General features: G+C 69.4%; 12 protein-coding genes and 1 pseudogene. 8 read left to right on the forward strand and 5 right to left on the reverse strand.

Features of this window, described 5'->3' with window-relative positions; translation table 11 throughout:
• Positions 1-690: 690 nt before the first annotated feature.
• The 3 genes from CG723_RS25885 to CG723_RS25895 form a co-directional block, all read right to left on the reverse strand.
• Entirely contained in the window at positions 691-1,473 is a 783-nt protein-coding gene (locus CG723_RS25885; protein ID WP_100595877.1) for a hypothetical protein, read from the reverse strand.
• Between the two features lie 656 nt (positions 1,474-2,129).
• Positions 2,130-3,320 carry a damage-control phosphatase ARMT1 family protein gene (locus CG723_RS25890; RefSeq protein ID WP_100595878.1) on the reverse strand — a complete coding sequence of 397 codons (1,191 nt, stop codon included), beginning with the start codon at positions 3,318-3,320 and terminating at the stop codon, positions 2,130-2,132.
• Positions 3,307-3,927 (reverse strand): TetR/AcrR family transcriptional regulator, encoded by a 621-nt coding sequence (locus tag CG723_RS25895; RefSeq protein ID WP_100595879.1) that lies wholly within the window; start codon positions 3,925-3,927, stop codon positions 3,307-3,309. Before CG723_RS25895 ends, CG723_RS25890 begins: the two co-directional genes overlap by 14 nt.
• Positions 3,928-4,117: 190 nt before the next feature.
• Between CG723_RS25895 and CG723_RS25900 the strand changes: the two are divergent.
• Both CG723_RS25900 and CG723_RS25905 read left to right on the forward strand, forming a co-directional pair.
• A pseudogene (locus tag CG723_RS25900) lies at positions 4,118-5,046 on the forward strand (class I SAM-dependent methyltransferase).
• 42 nt (positions 5,047-5,088) lie between these two features.
• Positions 5,089-5,454, forward strand: a complete 366-nt coding sequence (locus CG723_RS25905; RefSeq protein ID WP_100595880.1) for a PH domain-containing protein — start codon at positions 5,089-5,091, stop codon at positions 5,452-5,454.
• A gap of 109 nt (positions 5,455-5,563) precedes the next feature.
• On the opposite strand, the gene ku is transcribed toward CG723_RS25905, so the two are convergent.
• Positions 5,564-6,700 carry a non-homologous end joining protein Ku gene (ku, locus tag CG723_RS25910; RefSeq protein ID WP_100595881.1) on the reverse strand — a complete coding sequence of 379 codons (1,137 nt, stop codon included), beginning with the start codon at positions 6,698-6,700 and terminating at the stop codon, positions 5,564-5,566.
• A gap of 182 nt (positions 6,701-6,882) precedes the next feature.
• Here ku and ligD point away from each other — a divergent pair, with 182 nt between their 5' ends.
• From ligD to CG723_RS25925, 3 genes are all read left to right on the forward strand, one after another.
• Positions 6,883-7,767: a non-homologous end-joining DNA ligase gene (gene ligD, locus CG723_RS25915; RefSeq protein WP_100595882.1), complete on the forward strand. Its 885-nt coding sequence runs from the start codon at positions 6,883-6,885 to the stop codon at positions 7,765-7,767.
• 89 nt (positions 7,768-7,856) lie between these two features.
• Positions 7,857-8,759, forward strand: a complete 903-nt coding sequence (locus CG723_RS25920) for an ATP-dependent DNA ligase (protein ID WP_234374516.1) — start codon at positions 7,857-7,859, stop codon at positions 8,757-8,759.
• A gap of 96 nt (positions 8,760-8,855) precedes the next feature.
• Positions 8,856-9,500 carry a DNA alkylation repair protein gene (locus CG723_RS25925; protein ID WP_199841900.1) on the forward strand — a complete coding sequence of 215 codons (645 nt, stop codon included), beginning with the start codon at positions 8,856-8,858 and terminating at the stop codon, positions 9,498-9,500.
• A gap of 54 nt (positions 9,501-9,554) precedes the next feature.
• On the opposite strand, the gene CG723_RS25930 is transcribed toward CG723_RS25925, so the two are convergent.
• Entirely contained in the window at positions 9,555-10,358 is an 804-nt protein-coding gene (locus CG723_RS25930) for an NERD domain-containing protein (protein WP_100595884.1), read from the reverse strand.
• A gap of 211 nt (positions 10,359-10,569) precedes the next feature.
• On the opposite strand from CG723_RS25930, the gene CG723_RS25935 reads away from it, so the two are divergent.
• The 3 genes from CG723_RS25935 to CG723_RS25945 all read left to right on the forward strand — a co-directional run bounded on the left by CG723_RS25935 (position 10,570) and on the right by CG723_RS25945 (position 13,261).
• Positions 10,570-10,830 (forward strand): hypothetical protein, encoded by a 261-nt coding sequence (locus CG723_RS25935; protein ID WP_100595885.1) that lies wholly within the window; start codon positions 10,570-10,572, stop codon positions 10,828-10,830.
• Between the two features lie 102 nt (positions 10,831-10,932).
• The gene (locus CG723_RS25940; protein ID WP_100595886.1) at positions 10,933-11,697 is read left to right on the forward strand and encodes a hypothetical protein; all 765 of its coding nucleotides are present in this window, start codon (positions 10,933-10,935) and stop codon (positions 11,695-11,697) included.
• A 277-nt stretch (positions 11,698-11,974) separates the two neighbouring features.
• Positions 11,975-13,261 (forward strand): sensor histidine kinase, encoded by a 1,287-nt coding sequence (locus tag CG723_RS25945; protein ID WP_100595887.1) that lies wholly within the window; start codon positions 11,975-11,977, stop codon positions 13,259-13,261.
• The last annotated feature ends 108 nt before the right edge of the window (positions 13,262-13,369 follow it).

Here is a 13,369-nt window from a genome sequence, read left to right on the forward strand (position 1 = left end):
CCGGTGGCCTGGTTGTTCTGGTTCCCACCCGCGTTACCGGTGGCCTGGTTGTTCTGGTTCCCACCCGCGTTGCCGGTGGCCTGGTTGTTCTGGTTCCCACCCGCATTGCCGGTGGCCTGGTTGTTCTGGTTCCCACCCGCATTGCCGGACGCCTGGTTGTTCTGATTACCGCCCGCATTGCCGGACGCCTGGTTGTTCTGATTACCGCCGGTGCAGGGGGTTTGCTCGGTGCACGCTGTCGGCGCGGCCTTTGCCTTTGGTGCCTCCTGATGTGCCGCTGTGGCGGTCGCCGCGCCTGCCCCGAGAGCAAGCGTCGCGGCCAGGCCGGACGCGCTTATCAGGCGAGGGATGCGACGCCGGATGCTTGTCACCATGGTGGCTTCCTTACATGTGAAAGCGGGGTTGCGCTTACCTGTCCCAGTCATCGTGGGGCGCCAGGCATCACCGTCGCGTGACGCTGGCGTGACCGGGCTGACGGCCTTCGCCGACGAGCACCTGCTGCAGCTGGCTCGCATGGTTCAGCCCCACCGCGTCGCCTCACGTCAGCGCCATACATGCGCTCGATGCCACGTGCCCCCGAGGGGCAGGGCCGAGGCCCATTCGCCAGATCCCACCCCGAAACCGACGGAACCCGCCACGAGACCGTGACGGGTTCGCATTGTCAAAGCCGATCGGCAGGGGTCGGCGTCTTCAGTTACCCGACACAGTCTGTGCCTGCTTCAGATCCAACTGCTGGATGGCCGGCGCGAACGCGATCCTGGGCCCGTTTACCTGGTTGTTCTGGTTGACGCCACCAGAAGCGCCATTCGCCTGGTTGTTCTGGTTCACGCCACCAGAAGCGCCATTCGCCTGGTTGTTCTGGTTGACGCCACCGGAGGAGCCATTCGCCTGGTTGTTCTGGTTCACACCACCGGAGGAGCCATTCGCCTGGTTGTTCTGATTCACACCACCAGAAGCGCCATTCGCCTGGTTGTTCTGGTTCACACCACCGGAGGAGCCGTTTACCTGGTTGTTCTGGTTCACTCCACCGGAGGCGCTAATTGCCTGGTTGTTCTGGTTCACTCCACCAGAGGCGCTAATTGCCTGGTTGTTCTGATTCACTCCACCAGAGGCGCCGTTTACCTGGTTGTTCTGGTTCTTCCCGCCGGCGGTCCCGGCCAGCTGGCGCGGCAGTTCCAAGAGACCGTCCGGCAGGCCGACAGTGCGGAGGATGTCCCTCGTCCGCGCGTTCGCCTGCCACGCGGCCGTCCGGTTCACACCCTTCGACGCCTTCTTCTCCAGCGCCTCTCGCTTCTTTTCCGCCGGTTGCTGCGCTTGCGGGGTGACGTCGCCCGACAGACCGACGGCGACGAATGGCCGAGTTCCTCCGTGGCCGGAGTCGCTGTAGTTGGCGGCATAGGCGCTTCCCGAGCCGAGAGCGACCAGACCGCCGACCGTTGCAGCGGCGATCACGACCTTCTGGAGCATGAGCATGAAATCTTGCCCTCCGTGCGTCTGCAGTGCAGAGCTGCATTACCCATTGCAATGCAATGACTACTTAACGTACATGCGCATTGGATGAGTCTTCCGCCAGGGGCCCGTGTCGCACCTCCCGATCACTCATTCATCCTCTCCAGCAGCGCTTCACACGCGTACGCCGTGAGCCCTCGGCATCTAAAGGCTGAGGGCTTCGTCGTAGGCCGTATGCGGTGGCTCGGCCTTGGCAGACACTTCGAGGTCCTCTCCGCCGACGGGCCACAGGCCTGACACCCGGCCGCTCCGGCGACTCTCGCTGGAAGCGGTTGACCGTCCCTGGTGGAGCCGTCCAGCCCGGGCCCGCGGCAAGGGAGAGCGCACCCGGTTCAGGGCCCGTCGAAGAGGTCACTCTCGCCGAACCCTGTTCGGCGGAGGTTGGTCGTTGTGACGCGCTGGCATCTACGTCCGACATCAACGACAGCGGAGTCGCACAGCGTGACGGTTCGGATCGACGTATACGGGACTGCCGGCGCATGGGCCGCTGAGGGGAGTGCTTCGTCTACGAGGAGGCCCAGGCCCCCGTCCCGGTACGTCCCGAATACGGAGCGAGTCGACGAGATCCTGCGGCGCCATGAGCCGAGCATTCCCGGAAAGGGATTCCCTACTTCATCGCTTCATCGAGGCTCGCCCCGTACCTGGATCACAGCATGCGTTCCCTTTGTTCGCCAGGATTCGGGTTCCGAGTCGTTCAGCGCGTCCTCCGTTTGTTTGTCCAGGCCCACGATTACGTCTGATTTGAGGGTGCGCAGGGCTGCTACGGGGGATGGGAAGTAGGAGGTGCACGTGGGGAATGGGGTTGTGGGGGGTCGGAGTTGGTCGCCTACCAGGCGGCGGTAGTTCAGGTCGCCCTTCAGGATCGTCAGTGTGGCTTTCTCGAAGCACTTCCTCAGGTCGCCCGGCATTGCGGCGTACGGCAGTGGGGCGCAGGAGAACGGGTGGGCGAGGAGCTGCAGTCGGCCCGTTGATGTCGCGTGCCATAGGCGTTCGCCCGTTTCACCTGCCTCGCCCGGGGCTCGTTTCAGGTGGCGCAGGGCGTCGATTACGTCCGTGGGGGTCGCGTCGGAGACGTAGTACGGGTGTGGCTTTACGTGGAGGACCACTTGTTCCGCGTGTCCGTGACGGAGGAAGTGGTCGATGAGGAGGAGGTCCGGAACCAGTTCGCGGCCCGCGTTGTCCGCCACCACGTGGACCGTGTTCCCGGCCCCGGGCGGCAGGAGCGACCAGAGGCGCTCCGAGTCGTCCACCAAGAGGGGAGTGGTGGGGGTGGGTGCGTCGGGGGCGGTCGCCGTCAGTTGGAAGCCGAGGTCTGCTCTGTTGCCCCACAGGGAGCCGTGGAGCAGCGCCCGGCCTTGGGTTTCCGGCGGTTCCTGCGCCAGGCGGTCCAGAGCGGTCAGTTCCGCCTGCGCCTCCGGGCTCCGTAGCTCCGCCTGTTTGAAGGGGCGGAAAGGGTCGATGCCCTGCCACGGTCCGGCGGAATCGAAGTAGCCGACCGCGTCCAGGAGCCTGCGGTAGAAGTAGCTCTCCGCCCACAGGAACGGCGCGTCGAACCACGACCCGCCCCCGTGCTCGCCGCTCCCCCACTCCTCCCACCGGTCGCGGTCCCGGGCGTCGGCCGGCAGCGGTTCCATCACGCCGGCCGGATCCGTGCTCTCGCTCAGGAGCGCGTCCAGCGCCCGCTGCCGCTCCGGGTCGTACGGGAACGCGTCCCGCACCCGCTGGATGAGCGCCGGGTGCCGTTCGCGCAGCACGCTGTACGGAAATGATCCGGGGGCGTTGCTCCGGATGACGTCGTCAACGTTCTCCATGGCTGATTGATCCTCCGGTCGTCGGGCCGAGCAGCATCGTCACCAGTCTCTCCGTCTGCTCCCCCGGGTCCCGTGCCGCGTCTCCCCATGTCGTCATCAACAGGTGGTGGACCGTCCCGACCAGCGCCAGCGCCGTCGCCGTCGTGTCCGTGGCCGGGGAGAGACGGCCCCGTTCCACTTCCGCGTCCAAGTACGCAGCGATCGACTGCTGGATCGCGTCGAAGCCCGGGGCGCCCGCCTCCAGGGCCTCGCGGATACGGAGCGACGCCGCCGGGTTCGAGACCGCCAGGCCCGCCGTCGTGGGGTTCAGGGACGTCAGGAGCGCGTATCCGACCGTCTTCAGGTTGGCCGCGACCGTGGACTCGCCCGCGCGGGCCGGAAGGTCCTCCGCCAGGCGCGCCGTGTGGGCGAAGCGGGCCAGGACGAGTTCCGCCACGAGTTCGTCCAGGCCCGCGAAGTGTCTGTGCAGCAGGCCCTTCGCGCAGCCGGCCTCCGTCGTGATCGCCCTGCTCGTCAGGCCTGACGGGCCCTCCCGCGCCAGGATCCGCTCCGCCGCGTCGAAAAGCCGCTCTCTTACGTCGGGGATCGCCACTCCGCGCGGGGACATGCTGCCTGCCTCTTCTCGTCGTGTGCGCCATCGGGTCCGGTCGTCGCGTCCGGCCATCGGGGTCGGCTGCCAGGGCCATGCCCGCTCAATGCCCTTGCCATCAGTATGGGCGCGTGCCCATACTTGATTTGGGCGGACGCCCATTCTACGCCGCCCATCGACCGGCGCGCCGCCACGAGGGGATTCCGTCATGCCGCACATCGCGAACGTCGATCAGTCCCGGGCCTGGAACGGGTACGAAGGTGAGCACTGGGCCCGTAACCAGGACCGCTGGGACGCCGTGAACGAAGGGTTCAACGCGCCCCTCCTCGACGCCGCCGCAGTCGGCCCCGGCGAGCGCGTCCTCGACATCGGCTGCGGCGCCGGATCCACCACCCGCCTCGCCGCCCGGCACGCGGGCCCGGACGGACGGGCGCTGGGGGTCGATCTGTCCGGGCCCATGCTCGCCCGGGCCGAGGAGACCGCTCGGCAAGAAGGGGCGGCCGGGGCCGGGTTCGAGCGGGGCGACGCCCAGATCCACCCCCCCCCGCCGGGGCCTTCGACGTCGCCATCAGCCGGTTCGGGGTCATGTTCTTCGCCGACCCCGTCGCCGCCTTCGCCAACATCCGGCGCGCCCTCCGGCCGGACGGGAGGCTGGCGTTCATCTGCGCCGCCGAGCCCGAGCGCAACGACTGGCTCCGGGCCGTCGCCGAGCTGCGCGGCATCCTGCCCGTCGGCGACTTCGGGGCGCCGGGCGGGCAGGAGGCCTCGCGCGGCCCGGGGATGTTCTCCCTGGCCGACCCCGACGCCACGCGCGGCGTGCTGTCCGACGCCGGGTTCGCGGGCATCGAGGTGGAGTCCGTGGAGGCGTACGGGCTGTGGGGACGGGACGCCGGTGACGCCGCCGCCTTCCTGCTCGGCTCCGGCCCCGGGCGGCATCTGACCGAACAAGTCGGCAGCGGCATACGGGAGTTGGCGCACCGCGCCCTCACGAACACCCTGAACGCGTACGAGCACGTCAGCGACGGGAGCGCGGGCAGGGGCGGTGGGGTACGAATGAAGAGCGTCGGATTCCTCGTCACCGCGCACAACCCTGAAGAGGTCGCCCACCCCCTGGCCAAGCCCTCACCTACAGTGTGAAGATCCTGTGTCTACGCAGGAGCTCATCATCTGGGGGGCCTCATGGCACTGTTCGGAAACGCTCACACCGTCGACCCCGTCGGCGCGCAGCAGGAGTACGCCAAGCTGTTCGGCCAGGGCGAGCAGGTGCAGGCCGCGTACCTGCTCATCCGCGACACCATCCTCTTCACCGACCGGCGTCTGATCTTCATCGACAAGCAGGGGATCACCGGCAAGAAGGTGGAGTACCACTCCATCCCCTACCGGAGCATCACGCACTTCGCCGTCGAGACCGCCGGTCACTTCGACCTCGACGGCGAGCTCAAGATCTGGATCTCCGGCACCGCGGCACCTGTCCAGAAGACGTTCAGCAAGGGCGTCGACATCTACGAGGTGCAGGCGATCCTGACGCAGTTCGTGGCCCGGTAAGCAACACGCGCAGCGGTGGCCCGGCGCCGGCGTCCTCGAACGTACGGCCGTCGCCGGGCCGCCACCGCGCAAACCCGCCCACCCCACCTGTTCGGCTCCCCTGGCTCGCCTAAGACGCCCGCCTGCGTGACGCCGCCTTCTTCGCAGGTGCCTTCTTTGCGGTCGCCTTCTTGGCCGTGGCCTTCGAGGCGCTCGCCTTCGAGTTACTCGCCTTGGACGTGCCGGCCTTGGCCGTACTCGCCTTGGACGTGCTCGCCCTCGAAGTGCTCGCCTTCTCCCCGGCCGTCGTCCTCGACGAGGCGGCCGACTTCTTGGCCGTGGTCTTCCTCGCCGTACCGCTCCCGGACGCCGCAGGCTTCGCCTTGGTCGAAGTCGACTTCTTCCCGCCGACCTCCTTCGGTGCCGTACGGGACTTCAGCGGGGTCACCGGGCTCACCTTCGCCTCCCGTTCCGGTGCCGCCGCGTCACCGCGGGCCTCCTTGGCCGCCTTGACGCTGCTCTTCAGGGCCGCCATCAGGTCGATGACCTTGCCGCCGCCCTCGGGGGCCGCGGGCGCCTGCACCACGCCCTCGCCGGACGCCTTCGCCTCGATCATCTCCTCGACCGCGGAACGGTAGTCGTCGTGCAGCGACTCCATGTCGACCTCGCCGAGGGTGTCCATCAACGCGTCCGCCAGGTCGAGTTCGGCCTCGCGCACGGTCACCTCGGTCTCGGGCGCCGCCTCCTCCGGGGCGCGCACCTCGTCGGGCCACAGCAGACCGTGCATCGCGATCACGTCGTCGACGACGCGCAGCATGCCGAGCCGCTCCCGCCCGCGCAGGGCGAACTTGGCGATGGCGACCTTCTTGTTCCGCTTGAGCGCCTCGCGCAGCAGGGTGTACGGCTTCGCCGCGGGGACGCCGTTCGCGGAGAGGTAGTAGGCGGCGTCCATCTGGAGCGGGTCGATCCGGTCGCCGGGGACGAAGGCCACGATCTCGATGGTCCGCGCGGTCGGGATCGGCAGGGAGGCCAGGTCCTCCTCCGTGATGGGGATGATCGCGCCGTCCGCGGCCTCGTACCCCTTGCCGATCTCCGCCGACGCGACCTCCTTCTCCTCCAGCTCGCAGAACTTGCGGTAGCGGATGCGGCCGCCGTCTTCCAGATGGATCTGCCGGAAGGAGATCGAGTGGCTCTCGGTGGCGTTGACCAGCTTGATCGGGATGCTGACCAGGCCGAAGGAGATGGCGCCGTTCCAAATGGATCGCACGGTGTCCCTCTCTGCGTAGTGCTCTGCCCTGTGCCCTGCGTAATGCCCTGCCGCGTGGCCCTGCTCTGCGCCCTGCCGTAGCCGAGCCCGTCGGCCACCCCGCCGTCGCCGCAGCCGGAGCCGAAGCCACCACCGCAGCCCTTTGGGATAGCTCGTCACGATTTCCGTGGGATTCTCATCGTATGACGCCCATCACAGAGGTGGAGGGGCGGCGGCTCGCGCTCAGCAACCTCGACAAGGTGCTGTACCCGGCGACCGGGTTCACCAAGGGCGAGCTGCTGCACTACTACGCGACGGTCGCCGGCGCCCTGCTCGCGCATCTGTACGACCGGCCCGTGTCCTTTCTGCGCTACCCGGACGGGCCCGAGGGCCAGCGGTTCTTCACCAAGAACGTGCCGCCGGGCACGCCGGCGTGGGTGCGGACGGCGGACGTGCCGCATTCGAGGAGCGCCCCGTCCCGCCAGGTCCTCGTACAGGATCTGGCGTCACTCATGTGGGCGGCCAATCTGGTGACGGAGTTCCATACGCCGCAGTGGCAGGCGGACGCACCCGGACAGGCCGACCGGCTGATCCTGGACCTGGATCCCGGGGAACCGGCGGACGTGGTGGAGTGCTGCGCGGTCGCGCTCTGGCTTCGGGAGCGGCTGCGCGCGGACGGGCTTCACTCGTACGTGAAGACCTCCGGTTCCAAGGGGCTGCACATGCTCGTGCCGCTGGAACCGACGCCGTCCGATCGGGTGAGCGCCTACGCGAAAACCCTCGCGGTGGAGGCGGAGGCCGAGCATCCGGAGCTGGTCGTCCACCGCATGACCCGCAGCCTGCGCCCCGGCAAGGTCTTCGTCGACTTCAGTCAGAACGCTGCCGCGAAGACGACGGCGACCCCGTACACGCTGCGCGCCCGCCCGGAGCCGACCGTGTCGGCGCCGGTGACGTGGGAGGAGGTCGAGGCCTGCACGGACGCGCGGGATCTGACGTTCCTGGCCGACGACATCGCGCCACGCCTCGAGACGTACGGGGACCTGCTCGGCCCCCTGATCAACCTGAACCGCGCGGGGCGTGTGCCGTGAGCGGCGCGCCGGGGCTGTCCCGGTGACAGTCCGACGCGAGGGGCGAGCCTCACCTCACCCGCGGGGCCGGCCGGGCAGACCCTGACGGAATGGATGAAAACGAGCCGACCGTGGCCCTACGCCCGCCGGTCGACGTCATGCGTCCCCAGGCTGTGGACGAAATCCCGGAACAAACAGGCACGCCGGAGAGTCTCCAGTACTCGCTCAAACTCGACGGATTCCGCGCCCTGGCCTTCGTCCTCGAGGGCGGCCGGGTCTTCCTGCAGTCACGCTCACAAAGGGACCTGGCCCCGGAGTTTCCCGAAATTGCCGCATATCTCGGAGAGCATCTGCCCGCCGGCACCGTACTGGACGGCGAATTGTGCGCCTACCGCGACGGGCGCCTGAGCTTCACCGATCTCCTCCGGTCCCACGCCGACCGCGCGCGATCGGGCATCCCGGTGTCCTACGTGGCGTTCGACATCCTCGCCGTCCCGGGCCGCGATGTCAGGGCCCTGCCCCTGAGGGAGCGCTGGGAACTGCTCGGCGCAGCGCTCCAAGACGTCGACCCGCCCCTGCAACGAGTACTGGCAACACTCGACGAGGAAACCGCGCACATCTGGTTTCGCGACATAAGGGCTGCCGGCGTCGAAGGAATTGTGGCGAAAGGACTGCGCTCGACCTATCGGGCAGGAGGAACCCAGGCATGGAGAAAGATCAGGCATGCGGATACGACGGACGGGGAACTCCTCGGAGTTTTCGGCCCGTTGGACAGACCGCAGGCACTTCTCGTACAACTCCCCGATGATCGAACCGTGAAGACGTCGCCCCACCTGACCCCGACGCAGTCACGGCAGATCGGCACATTGGTGCAAGGGCGCTTGGAGCACCCGACGGACCACCCGGAACACGGTCCGGTGCGGATGCTCACGGCCCCCCTCCTCATCGAGCTGCGCCGAGCGACCGGACGCCACGAGACCGTCCGCTTCGTGCGCGTGCGGTCCGACGGATGAGATGTCAGTCCTTCGTCGTACGGTGAAATCTCACGTACGGACGGGAGGGCCGAGGTGGCCGAGAAGACGCTGACCGGGACGACGGTCGCCGAGGTGATGGCCGAGCTGGCCGAACTCGAGGACCCGAAGGCACGCGCCGTGAACGAGAAGCACGGCGACGATCACGGCGTGAACCTCAGCAAGCTGCGCGCACTCGCAAAGCGGCTGAAAACGCAGCAGGAACTCGCGAGCGGGCTCTGGGAAACCGACGACACCGCGGCAAGACTCCTCGCCCTCCTCATCTGCCGCCCGAAGGCGTTCCTGCGGGACGAGCTGGACGCCATGGTGCGCGGGGCGCGCACGCCCAAGGTGCACGACTGGCTCGTGAACTACGTGGTGAAGAAGAACCCGCACGCCGAAGAGCTGCGTCTGGCCTGGTCGGCCGACCCGGATCCAGTGGTCGCGAGCGCCGGCTGGGCGCTGACCACAGAACGCGTGGCGAAAAAGCCGGAGGGGCTCGACCTCTCAGTGCTCCTCGACGTCATCGAGGCGGAGATGAAGGACGCCCCGGACCGCCTGCAGTGGGCGATGAACCACTGCCTGGCCCAGATCGGGATCGACCACGCCGACCTCCGCACCCGGGCAATCGACATCGGCGAGCGCCTTCAGGTACTCAAGGACTACCCGACGTCCCCGGGCTGCACGTCCCCGTTCGCCCCGGTCTGGATCACCGAGATGGTGCGCCGCCGACAAGCCCAGTAGAGAGACTCCCTGCCCTCGGGCGGCCCCGACCTCAGCACCCCCGGCCCGAGGGCCTCAGACCCGCAGCCACGTATGGCGGTCGCGGGCCATGGCGTGCAGGGCCTCGACGTCGGCCGGTTTCAGGACGCCGCCCGTGCGCGCCAGTGACTGGAGTTCGGTGTCGAGGACGATGCGTACGTCCCGTGGGGGTGCCGCCACCTCTACCGTCGCGGCACCCGCGACGGCCAGGACCGGGCGGACCTCGGCGGTCAGGGCGAAGGACGCGCGGGAGGCGTCCGCGCGAACGCGGCGCAGCAGCGGGTGCGGCTCCGAGCGGCCGGTCATGACCATCGGGTCGGCGACCCGGACGCGCTGTTTGCGGGCCGGAAGCGTGTGCAGCGCGTAGAGGCCGCCGGGCCCGATGAGGAGGTGGTGGATGCGGGCGCCGCCGGGCAGCGGCACGGAGTGCAGCGCGCGCCAGCCCGCCCGCTCGAACGCGTCGAGCGCTCCGCCGACGCACTGCTCGGCCTCCAGGGCCCGGCGCCGCGGGTCACCGCGCAGCCGCCGTGGCGGCCCGGGATCCCGGTCGACGGCGATCTGGAGGGCCTCGCCGGGCCGGTTCGGCGCGAGGTCGTCGTCCGGGTGGAGGGCGAGCCTGGCAAGTTCGACGGGGGTGGGCACGGGGGGCGGACCCACGGTGACCTGGCCGGTCAGGAAGGGCCCGAGGGCGTCCAGCACGGCGTCCCGGCGGGCTTCGCTGATCAGATTGACCCGGCCGGCCTCACGGTCGTACCAGGCGACATTCCTGCCGTCGTCGCCACAGACATAGAGCCGCTCCCGACCGTGCCGCCAGGTCGGTATGACGCGCAGACCGCTCATGCACCATCACCCCACGACCATGGGACCAGCCCCGGAGCCGCAGGGCAATATGCCGTCCCGCCCCTCGGTGACACCACCGCCCGCAGAGTTTCGGCCCGCTGTTACACAGCTGCCGAATTGCCGTGATGAGGGGTCTTTACGGTGATGAGGTCAGCGTTTACGCCACCTGGTGGAGCACACCGCACCGGGAGTAGAGCAGAGGAGACGTTCCGTGAGCACCACCCGTCGAGCATGCCTGCTGGCCCGCGGCACCTTCGTCGCCGCCGTTCTCGGCGGCGCGCTCCTGGTCCCGACGGCCGCGTTCGCGCACGCCCAGCCCGACCGCGCGGCGGCTCCCGCCCCGGCGAGCGAACCGGGGCACGGCACACCCGACTCGAACCCGCTGTTCCTGGCGGCGGGCGGCGGCATGGCGGCGGCGGGCGCGGGGGGACTCGCCTTCTCGATGTACCGGCGCGGGCGCACCGACGGCTGAGGGTTCGAGGTGCGCACGGTCCCGCGGGTCAATAAAAAGGACTTCCTGACCAATAAGGTGTCAGTGGAGTGACCGACCGGCACGCGGACAGGCAGGAGTGCAGTGAATTCAAGGCGCACCTGTACCGCAGCGACCGCCGTAACGGCGTCGGTACTGCTGCTCGCGGGGTGCGGCGACGCGGGCGAGCTGCGCAGCGCGGGTCCGACGTCCACGGCGATGGGACCCGCCCGGCTCTGGCCCACACTGCCGCCGGCGTCCGCCGCGGCCGACGACTACGGCTCGGGCAAGACCGAAGTGGTGAACGGCATCACCGCCAAGGGTGACGACATCCACCGCGTGAACCCGGTCGACGTGGTCCGCGCACAGGAGGCGGCCGCCTCGGCATCACCGAGCCCGTCCCCGTCCCCGTCACCGGACAAGGTCGTAGGGCTGGACGACTGCGGCACGAAAGACAGTGCCAAGTGCCCGGTCCTGAAGGCGTACTACCGGGACCTGACGGGTGACGGCAAGGACGAACTGGTCCTCGGGATCCGCCTGCCGAAACGCCAACTCGCCGTGCGCTGCTACAAGTTCGAGGACCACAAACTGACGCAGGTCATGGGCACGTCAGACGCGGTCGTGAGCGTGGAGATCGCCGGCCGCGACGTGATCCTGCGGGCGGTGGCGGACCTGCCGGGCTACGAGTACCGCACGGCGTGGTCCTGGGACCCGCACCAGCACGCGATGCTCCCCACCCGAGACGAAATCCTCCGCACGGGCCCCCCGGCGGCCCCGACCCCAACCCCCACCCCCAAGCCCGAACCCGCCTCCCCCACCACCGCCCCGCCGAAGACCCCGACGACAACCCCATCGGCCGCCGCCCGATGACCGGACACACGAGCCGAAGCCGCCCCACGCACACACGCCGGGGCTCCGCCGGCGCCACAACCCACCCGCACCCGCACCCGCGAGCGAACGGGAGCGGCCGGGCCGGTATGTCCGCGCAGAGCCGGCACACACCACTGACGCGTACGAAATCCAATGCCGAACCGTCCGTGCGAGGACGGCAACACCCGACCGGCCCCGCACCCACCCACACACGCAAGGCGCGAGAACACCGGCCAAGAGCAACCCCGCACCCGGCGACACCCGCCACGAGCCGCCCATGACCCCCGCACAACAGGCCGACCCGAGCCGCCCCGGGCCCAGACCCCGGCTCCCCGCCTGGACGGCCACCCTCACCTGGAAGGCTGCGGTCTTCATCACGGTGATGTGCTGCGCACTCGCCGCGTTCCTGGGCGCCCTGGTCCACGTATCGGTCAGCAACCAGACCGTCGGCCAGGCCCGCGACCACGCACTGGACCGGCTGGACGAGGCCACCAAGGCGTACGAGGCCGGCGCGAGGCTGGGCCCGCTCGCAGGGGTCGACCCCCCGGACCTGCCCGACTCGCTGCGCCGGCTCGCCACGGACGGTGAGCGCGGCACCATGGTGAGGAGCCACGCGAAGCAGCCCACGATGTGGGCGGCAGGACCCATCGACAGGAACCGCGTCCTGGCCGTGGAGGTCGACTACTCGCAGGGCGCCCGCACGATCGACGGCCTGGACAGGGCGATCGTCGGCTCGTCCGTGCTGGCGATCGGAGCGACGCTGCTGGTGGGGGCGTTCGCGGTGACGCGCGTGACGCGGCGCCTGCACGCGACCGCGAGAGTGGCCCGGAGGATCAGCGGCGGGGACCTCGACGCGCGGGTGGGCGATCCGAGGACGAGAAATCCGGCCAGGCACCAGGACGAGGTGGCAGCCGTGGCCGGTGCGCTGGACAGCATGGCGTCGTCGTTGCAGCGCAAGCTGCTCAGCGAGCAACGGTTCACGGCGGACGTGGCACACGAACTGCGGACACCGCTGACGGGCCTGCACGCGGCGGCCGAACTCCTCCCGCCGGGCCGCCCGACCGAGCTCGTACGGGACCGGGTCGCGGCGCTGCGGACCCTCACCGAGGACCTGCTGGAGATCTCGCGCCTGGACGCACGCAGCGAGCGCGTGGACCTGGACGACAACTGGCTCGGCCCGCTCGCCGAGCGGGTGGTGCGGGGGTCCGGCACGGAGACGGAGGTGGTCGTGGTGCGGGACGTCTGCGTACTGACGGACCGCCGGCGCCTGGAGCGGGTGCTCGGCAACCTCGTGGCGAACGCGCACAGGCACGGGCGCCCGCCGGTGGTCGTCACGGTGGACGGCCCGGTGATCACGGTGCGGGATCACGGGGAGGGCTACCCGGACTACCTGGTGGAGGGCGGTCCGCAGCGGTTCAGGACGGAGGGCGGCGCGAAGGGCCACGGCCTCGGCCTGACGATCGCGCTGGGCCAGGCGGAAGTGCTTGACGCTTCGCTCAGATTCACGAACGCGGAGGACGGCGGAGCGATGGCAACGCTGACGTTGGACGACCAGCAGCCCTGACGCGTCACCCCCACACATAACCCGGTACGAATCCCCGCCCGAAGCCCTCACCCAGAGCCCCCGCCGGACACACACCCAGTCAGATTAAAGAGACATAGCGGGATTTCC

Source organism: Streptomyces sp. CB01635 (assembly GCF_002803065.1).
Taxonomy (GTDB): domain Bacteria; phylum Actinomycetota; class Actinomycetes; order Streptomycetales; family Streptomycetaceae; genus Streptomyces.

What these genes read in the sequence shown, in the direction of transcription:
- CG723_RS25925 (WP_199841900.1), top strand. Translation starts at nt 8,856, where the DNA reads ATGGCCGAGCTGGCCGAACTCGAGGACCCGAAGGCACGCGCCGTGAAC.
- ligD (WP_100595882.1), top strand. Translation starts at nt 6,883, where the DNA reads ATGACGCCCATCACAGAGGTGGAGGGGCGGCGGCTCGCGCTCAGCAAC.
- CG723_RS25885 (WP_100595877.1), bottom strand. Translation starts at nt 1,473, where the DNA reads ATGCTCATGCTCCAGAAGGTCGTGATCGCCGCTGCAACGGTCGGCGGT.
- CG723_RS25895 (WP_100595879.1), bottom strand. Translation starts at nt 3,927, where the DNA reads ATGTCCCCGCGCGGAGTGGCGATCCCCGACGTAAGAGAGCGGCTTTTC.
- CG723_RS25905 (WP_100595880.1), top strand. Translation starts at nt 5,089, where the DNA reads ATGGCACTGTTCGGAAACGCTCACACCGTCGACCCCGTCGGCGCGCAG.
- CG723_RS25920 (WP_234374516.1), top strand. Translation starts at nt 7,857, where the DNA reads ATGGATGAAAACGAGCCGACCGTGGCCCTACGCCCGCCGGTCGACGTC.
- CG723_RS25945 (WP_100595887.1), top strand. Translation starts at nt 11,975, where the DNA reads ATGACCCCCGCACAACAGGCCGACCCGAGCCGCCCCGGGCCCAGACCC.
- CG723_RS25930 (WP_100595884.1), bottom strand. Translation starts at nt 10,358, where the DNA reads ATGAGCGGTCTGCGCGTCATACCGACCTGGCGGCACGGTCGGGAGCGG.
- CG723_RS25890 (WP_100595878.1), bottom strand. Translation starts at nt 3,320, where the DNA reads ATGGAGAACGTTGACGACGTCATCCGGAGCAACGCCCCCGGATCATTT.